The sequence below is a fragment of the Chryseobacterium sp. UYP7 genome, assembly GCF_056279225.1.
The window spans coordinates 768,532-794,607 of sequence record NZ_JBWBQW010000001.1 but is presented as its reverse complement, the minus strand read 5'-3'; the positions used below and the strand labels follow the sequence as shown (position 1 = coordinate 794,607).

Here is a 26,076-nt window from a genome sequence, read left to right as displayed (position 1 = left end):
TATTCTGACCGGAGATTCGTGCATTTGCGGCAAGAATCAAAAGCCAAGAATTCACGAATAAATGACCGCAATGGATTTTTAAATCGGTGAAGCTTATTATCACCAGTAGATAATTAGTGCATTTGGGGCAAAAAATTAAATGATTTTTCGTTTTGAAAATTTACTTTTGCAAAATGATATCGCTGCAACCCATTCAAACCCTCAAAATTCCAGAGTTTCGGAATTTAATGACGGGACGTTTTTTTCTGGTTTTATCTTTCCGAATGTTGGCAACGCTTATGGGTTGGTGGATCTACCAATTGACCAAAGATCCTTTTGCTATTGGCTTAATCGGACTTTCCGAAGTTATACCCGCAGTTTCTACCGCGCTTTACGCCGGTCACGTCATCGATAATTCCGAAAAGAAAAGACTGCTCTTGATCTGTAATTACGCTTATGTTTTCTTAATAAGTTTACTGGCGATCCCGGCATTTTTCGGCCATCAGCAATTGCATTTCACTAATCTGCAGATCTCCTATTATATTTATGCCGTCATCTTTTTTACCGGATTTTGCCGGGCTTTTATTGGTCCGATCGTTCCATCGATGATCCCGAAGATTGTTTCCCGTGAAACCCTTCCAAATGCAATCACGCTTAATCAGGCAACTTTTCTCACGGCTTCGGTTTGTGGTCACGCTTTAGGCGGATTCCTCATTCACTGGATCGATATTTCCGGAACTATTTTGGTCGTGGTGGGATTAATGCTTTTTTCTTCCATTTTCTTTTGGCTTCTGAATAAACATCCCTCCGAAAACAGCGACCGAACGATGGGTGTTGTACAAAGTATGCGAGAAGGGATCGCCTATATTTATAAAACAAAAGAAATTTTGGGCGCGCTTTGCCTCGACATGTTTGCTGTACTTTTCGGTGGCGCAGTCGCCATGATTCCGGTTTTCGCGACTGATATTTTAAAAGTTGGCGCCGAAGGTTTTGGTCTACTAAACGCCGCCTCCGACATTGGTTCTATGTGCGTCATCGCCTTTCTGGCCTTTGTTCCACTTCGAAAAGATCAAGGGAAAATACTGCTCGTCGCGGTTGCCGGATTTGGATTGTGTATCATTGGTTTCGGTTTGTCCACTTTATACTGGCTTTCCTTTGTACTGCTCGTTTTCAGCGGAATGTTAGACGGGATTTCTGTCGTGATCCGTGGCACAATTGTCCAGTTGAAAACGCCGGATTACATTCGGGGCCGGGTGTTGAGCGTTAATTCGATCTTTATTATGTCGAGCAATGAAATGGGTCAGTTTGAGAGCGGAGTCGCAGCAAAACTAATGGGCGTCGTGCGTTCTGTGGTTTTCGGTGGAACAATGACGGTACTGATCGCGCTTTTCGTAGCGACAAAAGTGCCGAAACTTCGCAAAATGAATTATTAATTTTTTAGGAGCAAGAAAAGATGTTTCTCTCTCCAGGATCGGTCCGGCTCTCCACTACAATCTTTTTTGCCGTTGCAAAAAAGGATTTCCATTACGATCCGGGCTATGAATTAATATCTGTTCTTCTTCATTATATTTGAACTTATCAACAAATCAAAATCCTGAATATCAATTTCATAGCACTCTATACGGCTTTAATGTTGATTAATTAATCCCGAAAATTTTTAAAAAAAACTATCTTTGTACAATGACACAAAAAGAAACGTTATCGTCTCTCATTCACGGTAACTTTGCGAAGGAGCTCTCTATTTCTGACGGGAAAATGCCCCCAAATGCAGTTGATTTTGAAAAATTAGTAATAGGAACTTTTTTGATCGATAAAAAAGGACTCGATTATTCCATTGACTTATTAACGCCCGACGTTTTTTACGATCCAAGACATCAGGAGATCTTTCGTGCCATCTTAAAACTTTTTGAAGGAAACCATCCTGTCGATCTAATGACCGTGATTCAGGAACTCAAAAAAACCGAAAAACTTGGTTTTGCTGGCGGTGATCATTATATCATCGACTTAACGATGGGTGTTTCCTCCAGTGCTCATATCGAATATCATGTTCGCGTAATTCTGGAGAAATTTATTTTAAGAAGTTTGATCAATGTTTCTGCAAATGTGATCGATAACGCTTACAAAGAATCTACCGACGTTTTCGAACTTTTAGATAAAGCCGAACAATCCTTTTTCGAGATCACCAACGATACGATCAAAAAGGGTTTCGACACCGCAAATACTTTGGTAAAACAAGCCATCGAAACCATTAAAGCTTTAAAAGATAAAGAAGGGATCTCTGGAATTCCTTCAGGTTTCAAAGATCTGGACAAAGAAACCGGTGGATGGCAAAATTCAGATTTAATTATTATTGCAGCCCGTCCCGCCATGGGAAAAACTGCCTTTCTACTTTCTATGGCGAGAAATATCGCTGTAGAACATAATATTCCCTTGGCTTTATTCTCTCTGGAAATGGCATCAGTTCAGTTAATTACCCGGATGATCGCTTCCGAAACAGGAATATCTTCCGAAAAATTACGGAAAGGACAAATGAGCGATGAAGAATGGCAACGGCTCTTCTCTAACGTATCTGCCCTAGAAAATGCACCTTTATTTATTGATGAAACTCCTTCCCTTTCGGTATTTGATTTTCGTGCAAAATGCCGAAGACTCGTGATGCAGCACGGTGTGAAGATCATCATGGTGGATTACCTTCAGTTAATGACGGCCAATTCAGGAAAAGGTGGTGCCGGAAATCGGGAACAGGAGATTGCCATGATCTCCAGATCCTTAAAAGCCATTGCAAAAGAACTTAATGTTCCTGTAGTGGCGCTTTCCCAGCTTTCCAGAAGTGTGGAAACCCGTCCCGGAAAAAGACCAATGCTTTCTGACCTTCGGGAATCTGGTGCAATCGAGCAGGATGCAGATATTGTTTCCTTTATTTTCCGCCCGGAATATTATAAGATCACGACCTGGGATAATGATGAAGATGGTGCAGAAAGCTCCACAGAAAATCAGGCCGAATTGATCATTGCAAAACACAGGAATGGTGCAACCGCAGACGTAAGAATGTCCTTCCATAAAAATATTGCAAAATTTGCCGATCTCGACCTTTTTGGAAACCAATATGGAACCGGTTATCAACCATCCAACTTTGCACAACTTGATGCGCCAAGCGGTTTCGAAAAAATAAAAACGACCATCGATCCAGGTGCAGCTTTCGATTTGCCGAGTAAACAAAATCTTTCCGGTTCCTCTATGAATGATCTGGATGATGATGACGATTTTCAATTTTAGAAATGAGTCTTAGAATAGAAATCTTTACAGACGGCGCGTGCAGTGGCAATCCGGGAAAAGGCGGTTACGGTATCGTCATGAAGGTTCCTGAAAAAAATTACGAAAAAAGATATTCCCAGGGTTTCCGGCTCACCACCAACAACCGCATGGAATTGCTGGCTGTAATCGTAGCTCTAGAAAAAGTAAAGTCTACCGAAAACGACATTCACATTTACACCGACAGCAAATATGTGGTGGATGCCATTAATAAAAAATGGCTAATGGGCTGGGTAAAAATCGGTTTTAAAAATAAAAAAAATCCTGATTTATGGAAGAGAATGGTTCCATTAATCAAAGATTACAAGACAACTTTTCACTGGGTCAAAGGCCACGCCGGCCATTCTGAAAACGAGATCTGTGATCAGCTTGCTGTAAAAGCAGCTCAAACTGAACCCCTTTTAACCGACGAATTTTTCGAGAATCAAAGAGATGGTGGACTCTTCGATAAATAATCAATCACGTTGAAATAAATTCGCTTTGCATTCAATGGTCAATTTTTTAAATTCATATCATTAAATTTTCCCAAAGAAAATTGACTCTCAAAAATTGACTTTTAGAAATTCACCATCAACTTTTTCACCCGAAGAAATTCATCAACCCAACTTCCGGCTCATTTAATTATATTTGTTAGATGAATTACCTTGAAGCACTGAACAAAAGATATTCGGTGAAAAAATTTGATGCGGAAAAAATAGTTTCTTCGGAAGCACTCCATAATATTTTAGAAGCAGCAAGACTTTCAGCAAGTTCTCTTGGCTTGCAACCCTACCGAATCGTTATTGTTCAAAGTCCTGAAGTGAAACAGAAACTCATTCCTGCTTTTTACAATGCTTCACAAATTTCCACGTGCTCCCATTTACTGGTCATTGTTTCTAAAAACAGCATTGGCAACGAATACATCGGCAGTTATTTCAGTCATATTTCTGAAACCAGAGAAGTTCCTTTGGAAAGTCTAAATCCTTTTCGGGAAAGTATCAGCAAGCACATTCAACATTTGAATTCAGAAGAAGTGATGATTTGGTCAGATAAGCAAAGCTACATCGTGCTGGGAAATCTAATGTTCGCCGCGGCTCTGGAAAACGTAGATACTTGTCCGATGGAAGGTTTTAAACAGGAAAAAATCGATGAACTTTTGGGTCTGGATGCAGAAACAGAAAAGGTTGCCGTTACTTTGGCACTCGGTTACCGCTCGGAAGAAGATGAGTTTCAGAATTTTAAAAAAGTTCGGAAACCCAATGATAAATTGTTTAAATTTATTTAAAAATTAAAAATGGGATTTTGGGGAACGGGAATATCTTCTAACGATATGTTTTTAGATGTATATAATGACTTTTTTCAATATTATAATAATGGCTTGGAGGTAAATGAAATTTCTCAAAAATTGATTCAAAATTATAGAGAAGAATTAAATTCGGCGGAATATTGTACAAATTTCTGGTTTGCATTGGCAAAATCACAATGGGAATGTAAAGAACTTGAAAAAGAAACTTTTTTAAAAGTACAATCAATTATTGAAAATAATATTGATTTAAAAATTTGGGAAGATTTTGATGCATCAAAATCTGATTTAAAAAAGAGAGAATTGGCTTTAGATAAATTTTTAAGTGGTTTAAAAATTCAAAAAGAGAAAGCAAAAGCAAGAAAAAAAACGAAAATAATACAACCAAAACTTTCAAAGGGTGATTGTTTCATATTTGAACTAAAAAGTGGTAATTATGGTGGAGCAATTGTTTTGGAAGAAATAAGAGATTCTGAATTAGGTTTAAATTTAATTGCATTTACAAGAATCAACAAAATTGATAAGCCTGATATTGACTATTTTACAAATTGTGAGATCTTGGTTAAAAATTTTGGTATGTGGGAAAGTACAAAAGAGATAACTTGGTATTTTCCTGCTCACTTCAAAAAAGTTATGGGTCTCATAGAAATCATAGGAAATATAAAAATTAGTAAAATTTTTGATCCCCAAGATTACACTTTAGACTTTTCTTTTACTGGATTTAACGAAAAGATGTTTGAAATTATTGATATGCAATTTGATTTCGAAAAAAACAATACAAAGCCCCTCAATATAAAACTAAACGACCTTCTAAAATGATAAAAGCAGACGTTCTCGTCATCGGATCCGGAATTTCCGGACTTTCTTATGCGATAAAAATCTCAGAAAAAATGCCCGAAGCTAAAATCATTATCGTCACCAAAGCCGATAAAGACGAAAGCAACACCAAATACGCACAAGGCGGTTTAGCCGTGGTGACCAATTTCGACAACGATAATTTTCAGAAACATATCGACGATACGATGAGAGCCGGCGACGGAGAAAACAATCTGGATGTCGTGAAAATGGTCATCGAAGAAGGTCCTGAAAGATTTAAAGAACTCGTTGATTGGGGAACTAATTTCGATCAGAAAGACGGACATCTAATGCTGGGACGGGAAGGTGGTCATACAGAAAACCGCATCGTTCACCACAAAGATGTTACCGGAGCAGAAATCGAACGCGCCCTGCTTGCTACCATCGAAAAGTCGCCAAACATCGAAATGATGGCGCATCATTACGTTATCGATCTGATCACGCAACACCATGTTCCCGAAAAAGTTTTCGATTATAATAAAACAGACTGTTACGGCGCTTATATTCTGGACGAAAAGAATAAAGTCATTAAAAAGATCACTGCGAAAATCACTTTAGTAGCAACAGGCGGAGCCGGTCACGTTTATAAAAACACCACCAACCCAATTATTGCAACAGGAGACGGAATCGCCTTTGTTCACAGAGCGCGCGGAAAAATTTCGAACATGCAGTATTATCAGTTTCATCCGACAGCTTTGTATTCTAAATTAGATGGAATGTTATTTTTGATCTCCGAGGCTGTTCGTGGTGATGGTGCAAAACTGCGCACGAAAGATGGCAAAAAATTTATGCACAAATATGATGAGCGCGAAGAATTAGCTTCCCGGGATATTGTTGCTAGAGCGATTGACAGTGAATTAAAAATTTCCGGCGACGATTATGTGGGACTGGATTGCCGCGATATGGATCACGAGAAATTTATTGAACACTTTCCGAATATTTATCAGAAATGTATCGATGAAGGAGTTGATCCCTTCAAACAGCTTATTCCAGTCGTTCCGGCTTGTCATTATTTAATGGGCGGAATCGATATCGACCGCGACGGACAAAGTTCCATCAAAAATTTATTCGCCGTTGGAGAATGTACCAATTCCGGCTTACATGGCGCTAATCGACTGGCTTCTAATTCTTTATTGGAAGGAATGGTTTTCGGACATAATGCAGCGTTAAAAACGGTAGAACTTTTAACGATTAACGATTTCAATTTTGATGATTTAAAAGCAATCCCGGAATGGAACGAGGAAGGAATGAAAATGATGGATGAAATGGTAATGGTTTCCTATTTCCGAAGACAGCTGCAGGAAATGATGAGCGATCTGGTAAGCATTGTTAGAAGCAATGACCGGTTGGCACTTGCGAAGAAAAAGCAGCAGGAAATTTTTGAAGCGGTGAACGAATTATACAGCTACTCTATTTTGTCGCCAAAACTCTCAGAACTAAGAAATCTTACCAATATCTCTTACCTAATCATCAAACAATCCCTATTAATGAAGGAAAATAAAGGCTCATTTTTTAATAAAGATTTAGCATCATGAAAATATCTCCAATCATCAACACAGCAGAACTGCTGAAATTAAACCGGGAAAATGTTGTCATCGTCGACGCCGGAAGTGGCGGTTCTGCCTATGAAAATTATTTAAGAGAACATTTAGATGGAGCTTTGTACGTTGATCTGAATATCGCATTAGCTGCAATTCCAAAAGATGCTAAAGTCGGCGGTCGACATCCTTTACCCCTTCTGGAAAAATTCGAAGAAGTTTTGAGCGGTTTAGGAATTAACCAAAATTCTCACGTTATTGTTTACGACACGAAGAATGCCTCAATCGCTGCAGCCAGGTTTTGGTGGATGTTACGATCTGTGGGAGTCGAAAAAGTACAGGTTTTAAATGGCGGACTTCAAATGGCGAAAGAAAAGGGCTTCCCTTTAAATGCAGATAAGGTTGAACCTAAAACAGTAGAAAAATTTACTCTGAAAGAATGGAAACTTCCTCAAGCAGATCTTAATTTCGTAGAACAGCATTCTCAAGATCCAGACTTCATGGTAATTGATGTTCGGGAAAAAGACCGCTACAACGGCATTACTGAACCTATCGATGAAATTGCCGGACACATTCCAGGAGCGGTGAATATTCCCTTTAAAGAAAATCTTAACAAACACGGAACTTTTAAAGATCCACAAATTCTTCACGAAATGTATGCTGCTGTTCTAAAAAACATTCCTTCCGAAAACACTGCAGTTCACTGTGGATCGGGAGTCACGGCTTGTCATACTTTATTAGCCATGGATTACGCCGGTTTTGAAATGCCAAATCTGTACGTGGGTTCCTGGAGTGAATGGTCCCGAAATGATCTGCCGGTAGCAACAAATATTTAAATAAACTCAAATATTCCCGAAGATAAAATTCTTCGAGATCTCATAAAATAGAAGAAATGAAAAGACCCGCATACGTTACGAAAGAAGCTTTAAAAACTTTTATCAAAAATGCTTTGGAAGAAGACATTCAAGATGGTGATCATTCGACGCTGGCAACGATTCCGAAAGATCTGCAGCAGAAAGCCAAACTTTTGGTGAAGGAAGACTGCATTTTAGCCGGCGTAGAACTGGCAGAAATAATTTTTCAGACTTTCGATAAAAATCTGAAGGTCGAAGTTTTCATCAAAGATGGCGAAACGGCAAATGTTGGCGATGTCGCATTTTTTTTGACGGGAAGCGCACGCTCCATTCTCTCAACAGAACGTTTTGTTTTGAACTGTATGCAGCGGATGAGCGGAATTGCAACTTTAGCGCATGACTGGGATTCCAGATTACTGGGAACTAAAACAAAACTTTTAGACACCCGGAAAACGACTCCGAATTTCAGGATTTGTGAAAAGTGGGCCGTTGCAATTGGCGGCGGAACGAATCATCGGTACGGTCTGTATGATATGATCATGTTGAAGGATAATCACATTGATTATAATGGTAGTATTACGAATGCCGTAAAAATGGCAAAAGAATACCTCAAAAAAAATAAAAAGAAACTTAAAATAGAAGTTGAAACGCGTGATCTTGCAGAAGTTGAAGAAGCCATAAAAGCCGGTGCAGATCGTATCATGCTCGACAATATGGATACCCAAACGATGAGAAAGGCCGTTCAGCTGATCAACGGTAAATGCGAAAGTGAAGCATCGGGTGGAATCACAAGAGATATGCTGAAAAATATTGCCAATACGGGTGTTGATTATATTTCTGCGGGTGCCTTAACCCACTCAGCAGCTAACATTGACCTGAGTTTAAAGGCTTTTAACTGATTTATCGAAAAAGGGGCTAAATGCCATAGATTTTATATATTGTGTAACGAGCATTATTTTTTTAAGGAGAGATATGCTTTCACAACGGGTTTAAAACCAGTTATTTAAATATTTTTTTAACAAAACTTTAAAATTTAACAATTTATTAATAAATGTTCCGTTTTTTTTAAATAGTTTTGCAAAAATCTTTTGATAAAATAACTTAATTAACTGTTATGAATTTTAAACCCTTAAAGAAAACTGTTCTTGTTGCTGCTATAGCATTTGCAGGTTATGGTACGGTTTACGCACAGGTTACCACAAGTAACATGTCTGGAATCGTTACCAACAACGAAGGTAAAAACACATCTGGCGCTACTATTAAAGCGACCCACCTACCTTCTGGAACTACTTACTCCGCTACAGCAAATTCCTCTGGGGCTTTCAACTTGCCAAATATGCGTGTTGGAGGACCTTACCGTGTAGAAATTACGAATGGGACTGAAAAGCCGATCGTATATGAAGATGTTTACTTGGAGCTGGGACAACCATTTGTTTTAAATCCAGTTTTAGGTCAAAAGACCGCAGACATTGCAGAAGTTGTATTAACAGGCGCTAAAGGTCAAAATGTTAATAAAACGGGAGCAGCTACAAACATTGGGCAAAAATTAATTCAGGATCTTCCGCAATCTTCAAGAAGTATTACTGAGTTTACAAGATTAACGCCACAAGCTAATGGTAACTCATTTGCTGGTCGTGATGCCCGTTATAACAATTTACAAATTGACGGAGCTAACTTTAATAATGGTTTTGGTTTAAGTGGTAGCCCGGTTCCGGGTGGTAATTCACAGCCAATTTCTTTGGATGCAATACAGGAAATTTCTGTAAACATTGCTCCTTTTGATGTTACGCAGTCTGGTTTTACAGGTGCTGGTATTAATGCCATCACTAAATCAGGTACTAACAAATTCCACGGTTCATTATACGGTTATTACAATGGTAAGGAACTAAACGGATGGAAAATTGATGGCGAGGAGATCGAAAGAGTTTCCGGAGCTAAACTGAACAACGGTTTCACAGTTGGTGGACCAATTATTCAAAACAAATTATTCTTCTTCATAAGTGGTGAAAGAGAAACTGCAACAGGAGCAAATGCTTCGGGAGCAAATCTTTGGAAAGCTTCACAGGATGGAGTTGCAGATGTTGCAAACAATATTTCTAGAGTTAAAGAATCTGATCTTATCGCTGTTCAAAATCACTTGATCAACAGATGGGGTTACAATCCTGGACGTTACCAGGGTTATGCTAATGAGGCACAACAGCAAGGTGATAAATTTCTTGCTAGATTAGACTGGAATATCAGCGATAAACATAAATTTGCTATTCGTTATAATATCCTAAAAGGAACTTCTCAGCAACTTGCTAACGCGACTTCCGGACCATCTCCAAGATCTTCGTGGGGGCGTGTAAGTGACAAAGCAATGACTTTCGAAAACGGAAACTACGGTTTCGAAAATACAGTACAATCTTTAACTGCTGAATTAAACTCAACTTTTAGCTCAAGCATCTCGAATAAATTACTCTTTACTTATTCTAAAATTCAAGATAAAAGAACATCTCCATCAGATACTCTTTTCCCTTTTGTTGATATTTGGGATGGTTCTGCAAGTGGTGGAAATTACATCAGTTTCGGTACAGAATTATTCTCTTATTTGAATGATGTTGTTAATGATAACTTCTCTTTCACAAACAACTTAACGTATACTACAGGTAGAAATACTTTCACTGCAGGGGTTGCTTACGAAGTTCAAAAATTCGGAAACTCATATACTCGTATGGGAACTGGATATTACAGATATGCTTCTGTAGCAGACTTCTTGAAAACAGGTACTGCTAATGAAGTTGCTCCGATCTCTTTTGGTTTAACTTACCCGTACGCAAATCAGGATACTTATTCGAGAGTAAATTTCGGACTTGCTTCTGCTTATTTGCAGGATAAAGTTTCTTTGAGCGACAAGTTTAACTTTACCGTTGGTTTAAGAGCAGAGCTACCAACCTACTTAAATGATCTTACAGCGAATCCTTCGATTGATGCTTTGGATTTATTAGATAAAAATGGTCAGCCAAGAAACTATACTTCCGGTGAATGGCCAAAATCTAAAATCATGTTATCTCCACGTATTGGATTTAACTATGATGTAATGGGAGACAGAAGTTTAACATTACGTGGTGGAACGGGAATCTTTACAGGTCGCGTACCATTTGTATGGTTAACCAATATGCCAACCAATGCAGGTGTTTTACAAAATACAGTTGAACCAGGTTCTTATGCAGAAATTGCAGGATGGATTGGAAATGTAACGTTCCAGCCACAAGATATTTACCACTACGTAAATAACCCACCAGCAGGCGCAGAAAACGTATTTATTACAGATCCAAAAGCAGGCGCACCATCATCATTCGCTTTAGTTGATCAGAATTTCAAAATGCCATCCGTATGGAGATCAAGCTTTGGTGCTGATTACAAAATTCCAAATTCTGTATTAACATTAACGACTGACATTCTATATACTAAAGATGTAAATTCTGTATTCCAGTACGGAGCTAACAGAAAAGAATCTACAGCAAGAATGACTTATGCGGACCGTGCTTATTATCCAAACGCTGCGTCTTATCAATTTAACAATCTTATTGGAGCAAACAGCGCTACCGTTCTTACCAATTCAGATACAAAAGGACATGCTTTTTCAGCTACTTTTGGAGCAACAATGAGAACCTGGAAAGGACTTTCAGGATCGGCATTCTACACGTATTCCGAAGCGAAAGAAATTTCTGCAAACGCAGGGTCAAGTGCAAGTTCAGCTTGGCAGGGGTCACCAACTGTTGATTCACCGAACCAACAGGAATTAAGTATTTCTAACTTCGCGATTCCTCACAGAGTTGTTGCGAACGTAGCATATACTTTAGGCGGTACAACTATCGGCCTTTACTACAGCGGATCCAGCCAGGGGAGATTCTCTTACTACTATTCGAATGATGTGAATGGAGATGGTATTGCGAATGACTTGATGTACATTCCTACCGTTGAACAGGGTACTAAATTTGCCGATATTAAATCAGGTGTTAACGTATTATTTACCGCAGCACAACAGCAAGAAGCTTTCAACAAGTTTATCGCGGATAATGGATTAGAAGAATACAGAGGTCAAATTCTTCCACGTAATGAGTTTCTTTTACCATGGTTAAACCGTGTTGATGTAAGAATCGCTCAGAACTTATTTACAGATATGGTACAGAAAGGTGATAAAATAGCAATCACTTTAGACGTTTTAAACGTTGGTAACTTTATCGATTCCAGTTGGGGAATTCAAGACAACAATGTAAGTTCTTACGGAGCAGCAGTTTTAGGAAGATCAGGTGGACTTTCCCCAGATCCAACTTTTACAATGTTACGTAATGGTAAAGATTTAGTTACTTCACCATACAGAGCTGCAAGTTCAAGATTTACAACCTGGAGCGCAACGATCGGATTTAAATATTCTTTCTAACACTTTCCGGTTTTTATACAGAAATGCCTTACAAATTAATTTGTAAGGCATTTTTTTTGTGACATTTTGTCTATGATGTCTTTTAAAAAGGATTCCTGTCGATGGCGGTTTCATCGGGATTTTTTTTATCTTTGCGCTTAACATTAAAATTAATAAAATGGATTTTTACAACGTTTTTCTTCAGGCACACAAAGGATTTGGTTATCTTGTCTTATTGCTTGTAGCAGTTTTCCTGATCTCACTTCTCGTTTGCATGTTTGGGTACTCCGGAAAAATTTCTAAACTGCTCAAAAAATCCACTTTATTTACCATGATCATGTTTCATATTCAGGCATTGATAGGGTTGGCTTTACTGTTTATTTTTTCGCCAGGTTTTAAAGCCGCTTTAGACGGTGGAACTTTAATGAGCGACTCTTACAACAGACAAACATTTGTAGAGCATCCTTTCTCTATGGTGATCGGTGCAGTATTGATGACGATCATTAACAAAAAATTAAAAACCAACGACAAACTGAACTTCGGTATTGTAATTATGGGCGTTGTTGCCGTATTATTATTTGCTTATGCATTCCCGTGGACGAGAGTTTTCGGCGCATAATTTAGTATTCATTATAATTACCTCAGAAAGATGAAAGTAGCACTTATTGGCGCAACCGGAATGGTGGGTCAGGTAATGTTAAAAATTTTAGAAGAAAGAAATTTTCCTCTCACCGAATTGATTCCCGTCGCATCCGAAAAATCGGTTGGTAAAATCATTTACTTCAAAGGAAAAGAATATAAAGTCGTATCCATGCAAACAGCCATTGATATGAAACCACAGATCGCTCTTTTTTCTGCAGGCGGAACAACTTCTCTGGAGTTTGCTCCCCAGTTTGCTGCTGTTGGAACCACGGTGATCGATAATTCTTCTACGTGGAGAATGGAAGCTGCCAATAAATTGGTCGTTCCAGAAATCAATGCGGGTGTTTTAACGAAAGATGATAAGATCATTGCTAATCCAAACTGTTCTACGATTCAGTTGGTCATGGTTCTGCATCCTTTAAATCTGAAATTCAATTTAAAGCGCGTTATCGTTTCTACCTATCAATCGGTCACTGGAACAGGAAAAGATGCAGTTGATCAGCTCAATGCTGAAATTGTGGGTAACAACAAGGTGGCGAAAGTTTATCCTTATGAGATCTTTAAAAATGCACTTCCACAATGCGACGTTTTTTCTGATGATGATTATACGAAGGAGGAAATTAAACTCATGACGGAACCTAAGAAAATCCTAGGCGATAACACATTTGGTATCACTGCAACCGCAGTTCGTGTTCCCGTTCAGGGCGGACATTCCGAAAGTGTAAATATTGAGTTTGAAAACGAATTCGATTTAGAGGAGGTTAGAAATATCCTTTCAAATACTCCCGGAGTTACTGTTCTTGATGACGTAAAAAATAACATTTATCCCATGCCTTTGTATGCAGAGGGAAAAGATGAGGTTTTTGTCGGACGGATCCGAAGAGATATTTCTCAGCCTAAAACGCTCAATATGTGGATCGTAGCAGATAATTTACGAAAAGGTGCCGCGACCAACGCCGTGCAGATCGCAGAATATCTGCTCGAAAACAAATTAGTTTAAAATGAATGCTCACTATAAAGTGAGCATTTTTAATTAGACGACTCAAACATTTATTATTATTGTAATAGAACTGTAATGCCAGAAATCACCAATTCCTCTAAAAATAATTTCACCTTTCAAAGATGGGTCGCCATTGTGGGAATCGTACTTTTCGTTGCGAAACTTATTGCGTGGCATTTAACGAATTCCGATGCCGTTTTCTCCGATGCTATGGAAAGTATCGTGAATATCATTGCCGCATTTATGGGTTTATATTCGCTTTATCTCGCCGCAAAACCCAGAGACCGCGATCATCCTTACGGACATGGAAAAGTAGAGTTCGTCACTTCGGGAATTGAAGGTGCCTTAATTATTTTTGCGGGAGTTATCATTATTGCGCAATCAATTAATTCTTTACTTGGTGGCAATATTCCAAAAAAATTAGACTGGGGAATCCTTATCATCGCCGTTACAGCAGGAATCAACTATTTAATGGGATACATTTCCTATCAAAAAGGGATCAAGGAAAACTCTCTGGTTTTACAAAGCTCGGGGAAACACTTGCAAAGCGATACCTTTACTACTTTGGGAGTTGTCATCAGTTTGGTTTTGGTCTATTCTACTAAAATATACTGGATTGATGGTGTTGTAGCGCTTCTTTTTGGTGGATACATTATGTTTGTCGGTTACAAGATCATCCGGAAAGCCTTAAGTGGAATTATGGATGAAGCCGATCTGGATATGCTTTCAAAGCTTGCCAATTTCTTAAATGAAAACCGAAAACCGGAATGGATCGATATTCACAACATGAGAATTCAACAGCATGGAAGCGGACTGCATATTGATGCGCATTTAACAATTCCGTGGTATTTTGAACTTCGGAAAGCGCACGATGAAATGGAAAAAGTCTACAAATTGGTGGGTGAAAATACAGACCGCGATATTGAATTCAATTTCCACCTGGATGACTGCAAACCGATCTCTTGTGAGATTTGTCAACTTTTCGACTGTCCCGTTCGGGAAAGGCCTTTTGTTAAAAAAATAGATTGGAACTACAAAAACATTGCGAATGCCAGCAAGCACAATGTCGATACCAAATCTTAGATTTTAGGCTGCATTTGCTTTCGATAGTAAAATAAAGGAATGATCAGCAGCAGGATCAAAGGCTGAATGACGAATCTGCGCATGTAAAAGGAAAACAGATAACCGATTTCGAACTTCGTGTGGATACAGTACAAATAAAGCGGGAAGGTGATCGCAAAAACGATCAGCATTAAAGCAATTGCCTGGATTGTCCACTGTTTATTTTTGAAGATGAAATGCACCACAACGGCAGAAAAAATTAGATTGAGCAGAAAACGAAAAAGATAATTCCAGGTTAACTTCATCCATTCAAAATCTGGAAATTGTGCATGTTTGTTGGCTTCGTGGAAATAAGTGAGAAAAGGATCGTAAAAGACCTGATCTTCCAGCATTCGAATACTGATCAATCCGAAAATCCCCAGAATTACAATAAACCAGTTAAGAATTTTCATTTCCCGGTTCTTTTAAAGCAAAAAATTTAATCCAGACCAGCCAGAGCACGACAACACTTCCGTAAATAATGGCAGGAAATAAATAATCGTGACCTATTTTAGAATACTGTGGAATTTCGACAATTAAAATATTAAGTCCGGCGATTCGTAAAACGTTCATAATGTGGAGAAACAAAAGTCCCAACCCAACAAAAACAAAAGTTTTTGCCCCTTTGTAGAAAGCGAATATAAAGGAGAGAAATAAGATCATGACGGAAACGGCATTGCAACCCTCCACCATTCGGGAGACATATTTGCCACTTACAAAAAACCACGTTGTTTCATCCTGAGGTTTTCCCGGAATCATTTGCGACGGATACCCAAATAAGTTCTGCGCAAAAGTAGTCTGCTTCATAACCCAGGTTGAAAATGGATCCAAACCTTCATTTTTATATCCATTCAGGTAAAATTGATACGCCAGAACCATCACTACATATAGAATAATGAAGCGTAATAAAATTTTCAGAACCGGCTTGAAATCATTGAACATTCCTGCAAATATAATCTTTTCTAAAATTGTAATTTCCCTATATTTGTAGAAGTATGATTAACGGTAAGGCAAAACTTTTTTTTGAAGAATTCATTGGCGAAACAGCTGCAGATTTTTTCACTTTAGCGCAAAGCGGCTCTGCAAGAATTAATTTTGTGGGCGAAAGTTCAGACCAAAAATATATTATCACCTTCAACGAAAATGTTTCGGAAAACGATAGTTTCTATTATTTTTCCAGGGTTTTTTCGGATCTTGAATTAAACACGCCGACCATTTTTAAAATTTCAGCCGATCGAAAGATTTACATTCAGGAATATTTGGGAGGAAACACATTATCTGAAATTATCGAAATAGAAGGACTTTCAGAACGAACAAAATCGCTCGTAAAACAAACGATTGAAAAGCTTTTTATCCTTCAAACCAAATCATCTGAATCCATTGATTATTCGAAAACATTTGAATACCAAACGTACGATGAACTCCCTGTTTTGAATGATCTGTTTTACTTTAAAAGTTTTATCGCCGACGTTCTGGAGATTCCGTATCATAAAGCAACGCTGCTGATAGAATTCAAAAAACTAATATCCAGGATTGAAAATCTGGAACCAAAAGGTTTGATGATCCGTGATTTTCAGGCGAGGAATATCATGGTCGATGAAAATGAGACCGTTTACTTTATCGATTATCAGTCAGCGATGAAAGGTCCTTTGATATACGATGTTGTTTCATTCCTTTTTCAGGCAAAGGCTAATTTTCCAGATGATTTTAAAGAAGAAATGCTGACTTACTATTTTTCGCTGTGGAAGGATGAAGAAAAAGTTTCTCAGTTAAAGAACGCGTTAGAACCAATTCAGTTGATCCGTTTTTTGCAGGTTTTGGGAGCGTACGGTTTCCGGGGATTAATTCAAAGGAAAGAACATTTTATTTCCAGCATCGATAAAGGGATTGAAAATTTAAATCATTTCGCTGATTCCTGGAACGAAATGGAAGATTATCCGGAACTGAGAAAAATTATTGTGGATTTAAAATCAGGAATTGTAAAAGAGAAAATTAATAATATGATACTTAAACATTAAGAAATTTTAGTTTTTAAGTTTTATTAAGAAAAGATATAGTTTAGAAAATAAAGAAATAACAATGAGTTTGAAAATAGAAATACACAGCTTTTCCTACAAAAAAGGCGGCATACCAAAAGACAACTCCGGCAATGGTGGCGGATTTGCCTTCGATTGTCGTGGCATCTTAAATCCGGGCAGAGTTGAAGAATACAAATCCCAGACTGGATGTGATATCGGGGTGCAGAATCATTTGGAAACGCTCACAGAAATGCCTAATTTTTTGGAACTCGTTAAAAAAATGGTTTCAATCAACATCGATAATTATTTAGCACGGGATTTTGAGCATCTTCAGATCAATTTTGGCTGCACAGGCGGGCAACATCGATCGGTATATTCTGCAGAAAAGATCGCAGCCTTTATTAAAGAAAAATATCCACAAACCGAAGTGAGTGTGCAACACGACGAACAACCTCAACTTAATCATCAGCAATAAATAATGCGTAATTAACAATAAGTAACAGGAGATCCAGTATGTAATTTCCGGAATCACAAATTGCTAATTACTTGTTGCTCATCAAAACATCAAATGAAAGCACTTATTTTCGCGGCAGGCAAAGGAACCCGTTTGAAACCCTTTACAGATAATCATCCGAAAGCGTTAGCCATTGTTAATGAAGTTCCTTTGCTGGAAAGAAACATAAAATATTTACAAAGTTTTGGCATTAATGAATTCGTTATTAATGTGTTTCATTTTGGTGATCAGATCATCGAATTTATAAAGAAGAACAATAACTTCGGTGCTAAGATCGAGTTTTCTGATGAAAAGGCAGAACTTCTGGAAACTGGTGGCGGCCTGGTTTTTGCCCGAAAGTTTTTGGATTTCGAAGAAGATTTCCTGATTATGAATGCGGATATTTTAACGGATCTTAACATCAACAACTTTGTAAAATATCATCAGGAAAAAAAAGATTTCGCTACTTTAGCCGTATCCGACCGCGTTAGTTCCCGGAAATTACTTTTTAACGAAGATATGATCCTTCGCGGTTGGCTCAATGTACAAACGGGCGAACAGCGATTGGCAGAGTTCAATAAAGGTTTTAAGCCACTGGCTTTTAGTGGAATACACTGTATAAATCCCAAAATCTTCGATAAAATTAAAAGGAAAGGTAAATTTTCTATTATGGAAGAATATCTGGACTTAATGCATACCGAAGAAATTCATGGCTTCGAACATCAAGGACATTTAATTGATGTAGGCCGACCAGAATCTGTGTTGGAAGCAGAAAAAATTTTTAAATAAAAAAATGAGTAAAATAGAAAGAGGGAAAGGAACGACGAAAGAAGTTACGGGTCCCGCATTTGAAATCGATCAAAAAGTTCAAAGGTCTTTTAGCGAAAAAACCTGGGACGAGACCATTACCAAAGACAGCTGGATGGTTTTCAAGATCATGTCGGAATTTGTAGATGGTTACGAAAGAATGGCGAAAATAGGCCCTTGTGTTTCTATTTTCGGATCTGCACGTTTAGCGCCAGACAGTGAATATTATAAATTGGCGACGGAAATCGCAACAAAAATTACCGACATTGGATTTGGCGTCATCACCGGTGGTGGTCCGGGAATTATGGAGGCCGGCAATAAAGGCGCAAGAGAAGGTGGCGGAAAATCAATAGGTTTAAATATCGACCTGCCTTTCGAACAGCATTTTAATCCATATATCGATAAAGGTTACAATATTGATTTCGATTACTTTTTTGTAAGAAAGGTAATGTTTGTAAAATATTCTCAGGGTTTCATCGTAATGCCCGGCGGTTTTGGAACGTTGGATGAATTAATGGAAGCAATTACTTTAATTCAGACGGATAAAATTGGAAAATTCCCTATCGTACTTGTAGGCAGTAAATACTGGAGCGGATTACTGGACTGGTTTAAAAATACACTCCTGGAAAATGGAATGATTTCTGCAGATGACCTAAACCTTTACAGAGTTGTAGATACTGCTGACGATGCAATCGCCCATATTAAAGCATTTTACGATAAATACACGGTTAATGTTAACTTTTAGTTGGCATTATATTTGAGCGGATATTAACATACAATTATTAAAATGAAAAAGTTTTTACATATTACTGGAATTTTGGCTTTGATGCTTCTGATGAGTTTTACACTCGCAGACTTTTATTCATCAATGACCAAAGTTGATTATGTAGAGGGAAGCAAGACCTTAAAATTTACGACGAAAATGAACAAATCACATATCTCTGATGCCATTAAAATTGATCCTGCAACTGCGGGTTTTGAAGCGGAAGTAAAGAAATATGTGAATAACAATTTTGACCTATATGTGAACGGTGGTGCTAAAACCTTAACATTTACAGGAAGTCAGATCAATGGTGAATCAGTTTGGGTTTATTTTGAAGCCGGCGGTGTTTCAGATATTAATACCATCAAAATTAAAAACACGATCATGTTGAGTACTTTTCCGAAACAATTTAATTTAGTTAACATCGCCTATAAAGGCAACCAGAAGACGATGAATTTTCAACGCGGTAAAGAAGTTAATGAAGTAAGTTTTTAAGAAGACTTCATCCAGAATAAGAATAAGAACCTCAGATTAATCTGAGGTTTTCTTAGGTTCAGCAGGCAATAACAAAGCAGAATACGTTGGGTTGAAACTGTGGAAATCATCTACCGATGATAACTTTAAAGGTGAGAAAGACTTCTTAAGTGAATTACTACAAGTAATTATTCCCAAATCCAATGTATGACGACAAAAAGAAGGACTGCAAATAACTGCAGCCCGTCTTGTAAATATCAATTGAAAATGATAATTAGTTCATCCCTTTAACCTGTACATTATCTACTTTCCAAGTTATAGCACCTGTAGGAATACTAACATATTTAATGGCCACTCTTACTTTTTTATCGGCATATGCGGTAAGACTAACCCGGCCGGAAGTATCAAATCCAAATTCAGTTAAATCGGTATCGATCTTACCCGGGATTAAAACCCATGTAGTGCTTGAAGGATCGCCAGTATAATTATCGGTGATAAAAAACTGCAGGGTCGTTTTATCGCTTCCACGTCCGTCCGTTAAATAAGAAATGGTATATTTATTAAAGCCTGATAAAGAGATCTCATTTGAAACCAACCAGTCCTCATTCGCAGTGTTTCCACCGTTCAAAACCGCGTAGAAATTAGAACCCGATCCCTGATTGGAAGTCGCCCAGGTCTGCGGCCCGGTAACATTGAATATGGTCCAGTTATTTGTTATGGCACTCTGGAAATCGTCTTTGAAAATAATACTTGCCGGGATTACACCATCACAACGGGGATCATTAAAATTGGCATTGATCTGTTTTGGCAAATAAAGCTGATATTGCGTGTTATAAATACTTAATATTGCATAAACATCTCCTTTTCCATCATCAATTTCTTCTCCGGCAAACGTTGCACGATTATTCGTTCTAACCGTTATCATGTTTCCTCTACAATCTTCTAAAGTTCTGTTGCCTGGCAAAATGGTAGCGTAAGATTTTCCGATCTCCGAACTTTTAAACTGCACATTTTTAATCTTGATCCATCTGCCAACATCAGCGGCTGTAAGTTGAGTAATTGTTCTTTCTGTAGGAATAACAGGAGTAACAGGTTTATTACTATCAAAGAAAACTTTATAAACTTCAGCTTCCTCAATCTGTCCGAAACTGTTATTAAATAATCCACCCAACTGTAATTCTCCATTTACATTTGCAACATAAAGATTGTTCAGTTTGATGTAAATTTCTTTTCCAACCTTAAATCTTGCATCCTGATACAAGGACAGTTTATTAATATTGATGCGAATTCCTTCCGTTCCATCTTCTACATAGATATACTTATACAAATTTCCCGCTTCATCGTTCGCCGTAACTTTTCCTTTTACCACAAAATCTCCCGTGATTTTTGTTAGACTACCCGTAAAAAGCTGTTTCACTTCTGCGACTGATTTCGGTTCTAAATTACCCGGATCATAGTTACACGGATTTTTGGTAAGACCGTCTTTTCTGGGGAAGTTCTTCATATCTGCTAAATCTTCGACCTTATTAATATATAACTGGTAACTGGAATTAAATTTACTAAGAATTCCTATGAAAGCACCTTTACCTGAAGGTACGATCTGGTTTGCAAAAGAGGCAAATCCGCTGTTTCTTACCATCCTTGTCGTAAGGGAACTCGTTGGGTCATTCAGTTGTTTGTCTACACTAATACCATCTGGCGCAAACATGCTGCATAAAGATTTACTGTCGAATTCAGCATCATTTACCTGAACCAAAGCACCAAGCAAATTATTGTTAGAAGGCATTTGTTGTAGCGTAAGGACTTTCGGGACAATCTTTTCACGGATCTTACAGGATCTGAAGATATGCGCTGGAACGTCAATCTCTGAGATCCTTGCCACTCCGTTCGTACTCGTTACAGAAGCATCTTTAATACCTAATTGTACCAATCCGCCGTAAACTCCTAAAGCAAGGCCATTCAATTTGATATAAATTTTAGAACCTTGAGGAAATTTGGTGTAAGTACTTACTGCATCAACACTGATAACAAATCCCTGCGTTGGATTTTCGGGTAAATCCTGAATATAGATCGTCTTGTAAATATTTCCTGTTTCGTCGCTAGAAGAAACATATCCTTCCATAATATTGGCAGACGTATCTGGAAAAACATAAGTTGTTCCTACATACAAAGCTTTCACCTGAGCAATACTAAGCGTTGCTGTAAGATCCTGACATTGATATCCCTCGAGATTTGGCTCATCATATTTATCATCGTGTACGCAACCTGTGATAAAAAGCGCTGCGAAGGCGATAAATAAAATCTTTAAAAATGAATTGTATTTTTTCATCTGGATATATTATTATTAATTAAAATCTTAAATAAACATTCGCGAAAAAGGTGGTTCCTCTATCATACCAGAGTTTTGGACCAAAATAAGGAATCGCTCTTTGGCTCTCTGCAAAGGCTTCGGGAAAGTTTACTGCTCTACCCTGTTCAAATCCTCCCGTTACGTAATCTCTGTTATTTAAGATATTGTTTACACTTAAACTAAGTCCCATTCTGTATTTACCAAGCAGAAAAGATTTACCGGCATTAGCATTTAGCATAAACTGATCATCAAATTTTTTCTGAGCAGTGATCAAAGCAATTGCTTCTGGCGTGGCTCCTGTATAATTATCTCCTGTTAAAGGATCGGTATACATTGCAGTCGTTTTATTGAGGGCAGAGAAATCTAAATACTGGTCCTGTAAATAATTAGCGGTTGCTCCCACCCACCAGAATTTTGGAGAATTATAACGCAATCCCAATGAATAGGCTTTTTGTGGAGTTCCGGCAACTTTGTAATCTTTCAAATTGGCTGTTCCCCACTGTCTCATTCCAAAATCATCATCAAAAGTTCTTACTTTCGGATTATTGGTCACTCTGTAATCACCATAACTTCCTACTGCAGTTGCGCTAAGAGTTGGGGTTATTTTTACTTCGGCTCCTAATTCTAAACCTTTGTAGGTTTTATTAACACCGCTTAAAACTTCAGCAACTAAAGCATTTCCCTGATCTATTACTGAAGAAGAAATATCTGCGTAATATCTGGAGATTTCGGTAGCATTATTAATGGTTGTATAATATCCACTTAATCTTAGTTTTAAAACCTGACCCCGCATAATGTAGCTCAGATCATTTGAATTGATGATTTGATTTTCAACATTTGGCGTAATTAAATTAGTAACCCGGGGACTAATGAAAATTTCGTTTAAAGTTGGCGCTAAACTGAAGAATGCACCGTTGTACACGATAAAGTTTTTACCGTTAATCTTGTAAGTTACTTTTCCTTTTAAACCCGCATCAAAAGAACTAAAAAGTCTGCTTTTTCCTTTACTGTCCGGAAAGAAAGAATGTCTGAACTTACCATCTCTCTGCGATTCTGCGTAAGAAGTAAATACAGATGCAACGACATTCCATTTCGCGAAATCGATTTCAGACGAAACATTTAAGTTATACTGACTTTTCAACAGATCGTAAGAATATTGAGTTCTATCGCCTACAAGGGCTTTTCTATTTGGATTATCTAAATCGTACGGCGTATCATTTCCGAAAGCATTTAGATTGTTGGCGTAAAAACCACCTAAAAGATCTTTTACTTCCCGGAAATTATCGGATTTTAAATTCTGATAATTAAAATTGATATTTAATTTCCAGTTGTCCTTTAATTTAGTATCGAAGTGAGATGCGAAATTTAAGGTTTTATCTTTGTTAACGTCTTCTACCAAAGAATAAACTGATCCTTGCTCATTCCCAGCCATATCATATCGGTTGATATAGTTGGCCTGGTACAAACTTTCCCAGTCAATTTGAGACTGCGCTTTAAACTGATCTTCAGACAAAAGTCCGTAGCTCGGCAACTTTCTGTAATAAGTTGGATTTGGATCCGAGGCATGGAACCAGTCTAAACGGCTTCTGCCATCTCTGCCGATCTGATAGGAAACCGTATTGGTCCAGTTGCTTGTTTTACCCAATTTTAAATAATCGGTCAACATAAACATCGGTTCAAATACTTTTCTGATCCTGGAATTTCTTTTTTCACCATCCTGATATCCCCAGTAAGAATTGTAATCTTTCCCCAAAATGTCATATGCTTCCTGCGTGTTCGGGGAGTTATTCGCTCTGTAAGTTGGTGACCCAAAAGCGGTTAAATTAATGGCGTGTCTGTTGCTGAACTGTTTTTCTATCGCTCCAAAATAAGCGTAAGAATCTTGATAAGTTCCATCGATCACTCCTTCATCTGCCCATCTTCTGCTTCCGGAAAAAGTGAAAGCCCAGCCTTTTTTAGATAAACCCGTGGAGTAGGTAGCCAGTGAACGGTGAAAATAACTTCTATTTGTATATGAATAAGCGAGGGAAATCTGCTTTCTGTAGCTGGAAGCTCTGGTGTTATAATAAACTACACCGCCTAAATTTCCAAATGAATATTCAGAAGGCGTAATAGTATCTACCGATTCGAAAGGATATCTTGTAACATCATTTAAACCGCCCCAGTTAGAAAAATCAACCTTTCCATCATCGCCTTTAGACATTGATATTCCGTTGAAAAGTACATCCTCATACCGATTTTCTACCCCTCGTGGCCGGAACCAGTAAGCTCCCAATTCGAAAGCCGTAATATTTTGAAAAGTATCTCTACCCGAACTTAATAGACCAACCGTTGGCTGCATGGATGAACCTCCTTCGGAACTGTCGCCTGCAGAATCATCAATAATCATTACCCCTGCAATGGGATTAGAAGCGATGCTTAAATTTACAACTCCCAAATCTTTCCTTTTCTCCTCAGCCTTCACATCAAACTCAATGATCTTCGACTCAAAGCTTTGCTTCGTCACCGTGATCAAATAGTGTCCCGGTTGCATATCGACAAACTGAAAGTAACCAATCTTATCAGCTTTTACATTATCTGTAGATTGTCCAAGATTGATCTCTGCGTTCTCAACTGGTTTTCCCTCCTGATCTTTTACGTAAGCGTAGACCGTAGTTTGCGCAAAGTAAATCGTCGCCGGAAGCAATGTAAACAGTGAGATTAAGGATAATTTTTTAAGCATAACAAATTATTTAAATCCCTTTCTAAACAGTATGCAAGGGGTAACAAATTTAAACTTAATTTTTGTTAACTTTATAATATTTAACACTTTATTCTACCAAATGCCTGTTAATAATTATTAATATATTAAATATTTAGCCGTCTGCAAAAATATTTACTACTAATTGTTATCATTAGTTTAAATTCTACGGATAAGAAAATTATATGTAATTTTACTTGATAACTTTAGTCAAATTTCCACATGAAAAAGATCTTTATTTTATTTGCGGTTTGCAGTTTTGGATTTATCTTTTCACAACAGAAACAGGTGCAGCGGGCAACGATCGCATTTCTTAATGTAGAAAATCTTTGGGACACCGTTCCTTCTGCAGATTATATAGATGGAACTAAAGATGTTCACAATCCTGCTTTTCATAGAAGCGTTCCAATTGACTCTTTGAAATATTTAGAAACTACGGAGGACTACAAAGGCGAATGGAGCGATTCCTTACTCTTAGGCAAGAAAGTGATCCGTCATCAAATTTTAGCAGATGACTTTACCGAAAACAGCCCGAAGAACTGGAATAAAGAAAAATACATTCAAAAACTAACCAATGAAGCCAGAGTGATATCGGAACTTGGCAGACAGTATACCAATGACAATCCGGTAATCGTGGGGTTATTAGAAGTAGAAAATCGACAGGTTATTCAGGACCTCATCGATCAACCAGCTTTGTCGAAAGCCAACTATGGTATTGTACATTATAATTCTTATGATGCACGCGGAATAGATATCGCTATTATTTATCAGAAAAACAGATTCAAATTAACGGAATCTTTCGTTAAAGACATCAAGATTTTCAACGATGAAGGAAGAAGAAATTATACACGCGGTGTTCTGGTTATTAAAGGTTTATTAGACGGAGAAAAAATCGCTGTTTTTATGAATCACTGGCCCTCCAGAAGTGGCGGTGAGGCAAAATCGCTGCCGAGACGGGCCGCTGCTGCAAAAGTTTTAAAAGAAGAAATGGATAAAGTAAGAGCGGAGGATCCAGAAAGAAAACTCTTCGCAATGGGTGATTTTAACGATGATCCGGTGAGTCCAAGTGTGAAGAAAATATTAGGTGCGGTTGGCGATCCCTCGCAATTGTCTGATAAATCGCCGTACTATAATTTAATGGCGAAACTGTACAAAGCAGGAGTTGCCTCTTTAGCCTATCGGGATGCTCCCAATCTTTTCGATCAGATCATCATCTCCCAAAACCTATATTCGGCTGGAAAAATAACACCAACTTACACCATTTATAAAGCAGAAATTTTTGCACCGCCTTATTTGATCAACAATCAGGGACAATGGAAAGGATATCCTTTAAGATCTTGGGATGGCGATCGTTTACAGGTGGTTTCAGCGATCACTTTCCGGCCGTGTCTGTCATTCAGAAAGAATATAAACCGAAAAAGTAAATTTTTTACCTCAAAATAAAACCGAAGTTTCTGCTCCGG

21 protein-coding genes and 1 pseudogene are annotated in these 26,076 nt (G+C 37.9%); 18 read left to right on the top strand and 4 right to left on the bottom strand.

Translation table 11 applies throughout. From position 1 onward, the window contains the following. Positions 1–173 precede the first annotated feature (173 nt). The 12 genes from ACZ9HT_RS03745 (at position 174) to ACZ9HT_RS03690 (ending at position 14,950) form a co-directional block, all read left to right on the top strand. On the top strand, positions 174–1,412 hold the full coding sequence (locus ACZ9HT_RS03745) for an MFS transporter (RefSeq protein ID WP_476039102.1): 1,239 nt from the start codon (positions 174–176) through the stop codon (positions 1,410–1,412). A gap of 247 nt (positions 1,413–1,659) precedes the next feature. Then, positions 1,660–3,255 (top strand): replicative DNA helicase, encoded by a 1,596-nt coding sequence (gene dnaB, locus ACZ9HT_RS03740; protein ID WP_476039101.1) that lies wholly within the window; start codon positions 1,660–1,662, stop codon positions 3,253–3,255. 2 nt (positions 3,256–3,257) lie between these two features. Then, complete coding sequence (gene rnhA, locus ACZ9HT_RS03735; RefSeq protein WP_476039100.1) at positions 3,258–3,746, top strand: ribonuclease HI; 489 nt, start codon at positions 3,258–3,260, stop codon at positions 3,744–3,746. A gap of 179 nt (positions 3,747–3,925) precedes the next feature. Then, positions 3,926–4,555, top strand: coding sequence for an NAD(P)H-dependent oxidoreductase (locus tag ACZ9HT_RS03730; protein ID WP_476039099.1), 630 nt, complete (start codon positions 3,926–3,928; stop codon positions 4,553–4,555). A gap of 9 nt (positions 4,556–4,564) precedes the next feature. Next, complete coding sequence (locus ACZ9HT_RS03725; protein ID WP_476039098.1) at positions 4,565–5,392, top strand: hypothetical protein; 828 nt, start codon at positions 4,565–4,567, stop codon at positions 5,390–5,392. Next, the gene (nadB, locus tag ACZ9HT_RS03720; protein ID WP_476039097.1) at positions 5,389–6,963 is read left to right on the top strand and encodes an L-aspartate oxidase; all 1,575 of its coding nucleotides are present in this window, start codon (positions 5,389–5,391) and stop codon (positions 6,961–6,963) included. Before ACZ9HT_RS03725 ends, nadB begins: the two co-directional genes overlap by 4 nt. Then, positions 6,960–7,802, top strand: a complete 843-nt coding sequence (locus ACZ9HT_RS03715) for a sulfurtransferase (protein WP_476039096.1) — start codon at positions 6,960–6,962, stop codon at positions 7,800–7,802. The genes nadB and ACZ9HT_RS03715 overlap by 4 nt, the downstream gene beginning before the upstream one ends. Before the next feature lie 56 nt (positions 7,803–7,858). Then, positions 7,859–8,719: a carboxylating nicotinate-nucleotide diphosphorylase gene (nadC, locus tag ACZ9HT_RS03710; protein ID WP_476039095.1), complete on the top strand. Its 861-nt coding sequence runs from the start codon at positions 7,859–7,861 to the stop codon at positions 8,717–8,719. Between the two features lie 215 nt (positions 8,720–8,934). Beyond that, positions 8,935–12,246 (top strand): TonB-dependent receptor, encoded by a 3,312-nt coding sequence (locus ACZ9HT_RS03705; RefSeq protein WP_476039094.1) that lies wholly within the window; start codon positions 8,935–8,937, stop codon positions 12,244–12,246. 157 nt (positions 12,247–12,403) lie between these two features. After that, complete coding sequence (locus tag ACZ9HT_RS03700) at positions 12,404–12,844, top strand: hypothetical protein (RefSeq protein WP_476039093.1); 441 nt, start codon at positions 12,404–12,406, stop codon at positions 12,842–12,844. Between the two features lie 30 nt (positions 12,845–12,874). Continuing rightward, positions 12,875–13,867, top strand: coding sequence for an aspartate-semialdehyde dehydrogenase (locus ACZ9HT_RS03695; protein ID WP_476039092.1), 993 nt, complete (start codon positions 12,875–12,877; stop codon positions 13,865–13,867). 75 nt (positions 13,868–13,942) lie between these two features. After that, positions 13,943–14,950, top strand: a complete 1,008-nt coding sequence (locus ACZ9HT_RS03690) for a cation diffusion facilitator family transporter (protein WP_476039091.1) — start codon at positions 13,943–13,945, stop codon at positions 14,948–14,950. Here ACZ9HT_RS03690 and ACZ9HT_RS03685 read toward each other — a convergent pair. Beyond that, positions 14,947–15,381, bottom strand: a complete 435-nt coding sequence (locus ACZ9HT_RS03685) for an exosortase F system-associated membrane protein (protein ID WP_476039090.1) — start codon at positions 15,379–15,381, stop codon at positions 14,947–14,949. The two genes, ACZ9HT_RS03690 and ACZ9HT_RS03685, sit on opposite strands and share 4 nt — an antisense overlap. After that, positions 15,368–15,910 (bottom strand): exosortase family protein XrtF, encoded by a 543-nt coding sequence (gene xrtF, locus ACZ9HT_RS03680; RefSeq protein WP_476039089.1) that lies wholly within the window; start codon positions 15,908–15,910, stop codon positions 15,368–15,370. The genes ACZ9HT_RS03685 and xrtF overlap by 14 nt, the downstream gene beginning before the upstream one ends. A gap of 53 nt (positions 15,911–15,963) precedes the next feature. Here xrtF and ACZ9HT_RS03675 point away from each other — a divergent pair, with 53 nt between their 5' ends. From ACZ9HT_RS03675 to ACZ9HT_RS03655, 5 genes are all read left to right on the top strand, one after another. Beyond that, positions 15,964–16,986 (top strand): aminoglycoside phosphotransferase family protein, encoded by a 1,023-nt coding sequence (locus tag ACZ9HT_RS03675; protein WP_476039088.1) that lies wholly within the window; start codon positions 15,964–15,966, stop codon positions 16,984–16,986. Positions 16,987–17,047: 61 nt separating this feature from the next. Further along, a complete protein-coding gene (locus ACZ9HT_RS03670; protein ID WP_476039087.1) occupies positions 17,048–17,461 on the top strand; it encodes a RapZ C-terminal domain-containing protein in 414 nt (137 codons plus the stop codon). 93 nt (positions 17,462–17,554) lie between these two features. After that, positions 17,555–18,268, top strand: a complete 714-nt coding sequence (locus ACZ9HT_RS03665) for a nucleotidyltransferase family protein (protein ID WP_476039086.1) — start codon at positions 17,555–17,557, stop codon at positions 18,266–18,268. 4 nt (positions 18,269–18,272) lie between these two features. Beyond that, positions 18,273–19,031 carry an LOG family protein gene (locus ACZ9HT_RS03660; RefSeq protein WP_476039085.1) on the top strand — a complete coding sequence of 253 codons (759 nt, stop codon included), beginning with the start codon at positions 18,273–18,275 and terminating at the stop codon, positions 19,029–19,031. Between the two features lie 42 nt (positions 19,032–19,073). Continuing rightward, on the top strand, positions 19,074–19,544 hold the full coding sequence (locus ACZ9HT_RS03655) for a DUF6702 family protein (RefSeq protein ID WP_476039084.1): 471 nt from the start codon (positions 19,074–19,076) through the stop codon (positions 19,542–19,544). Between the two features lie 253 nt (positions 19,545–19,797). Here the strand turns inward: ACZ9HT_RS03655 and ACZ9HT_RS03650 are convergent, their stop codons facing one another. Further along, positions 19,798–21,852 carry a DUF5689 domain-containing protein gene (locus tag ACZ9HT_RS03650; protein ID WP_476039083.1) on the bottom strand — a complete coding sequence of 685 codons (2,055 nt, stop codon included), beginning with the start codon at positions 21,850–21,852 and terminating at the stop codon, positions 19,798–19,800. Positions 21,853–21,871: 19 nt separating this feature from the next. Then, positions 21,872–24,595, bottom strand: coding sequence for a carboxypeptidase regulatory-like domain-containing protein (locus ACZ9HT_RS03645; protein ID WP_476039082.1), 2,724 nt, complete (start codon positions 24,593–24,595; stop codon positions 21,872–21,874). A 240-nt stretch (positions 24,596–24,835) separates the two neighbouring features. Here ACZ9HT_RS03645 and ACZ9HT_RS03640 point away from each other — a divergent pair. Beyond that, positions 24,836–26,037, top strand: a pseudogene (locus tag ACZ9HT_RS03640) (endonuclease/exonuclease/phosphatase family protein). Positions 26,038–26,076 lie beyond the last annotated feature (39 nt).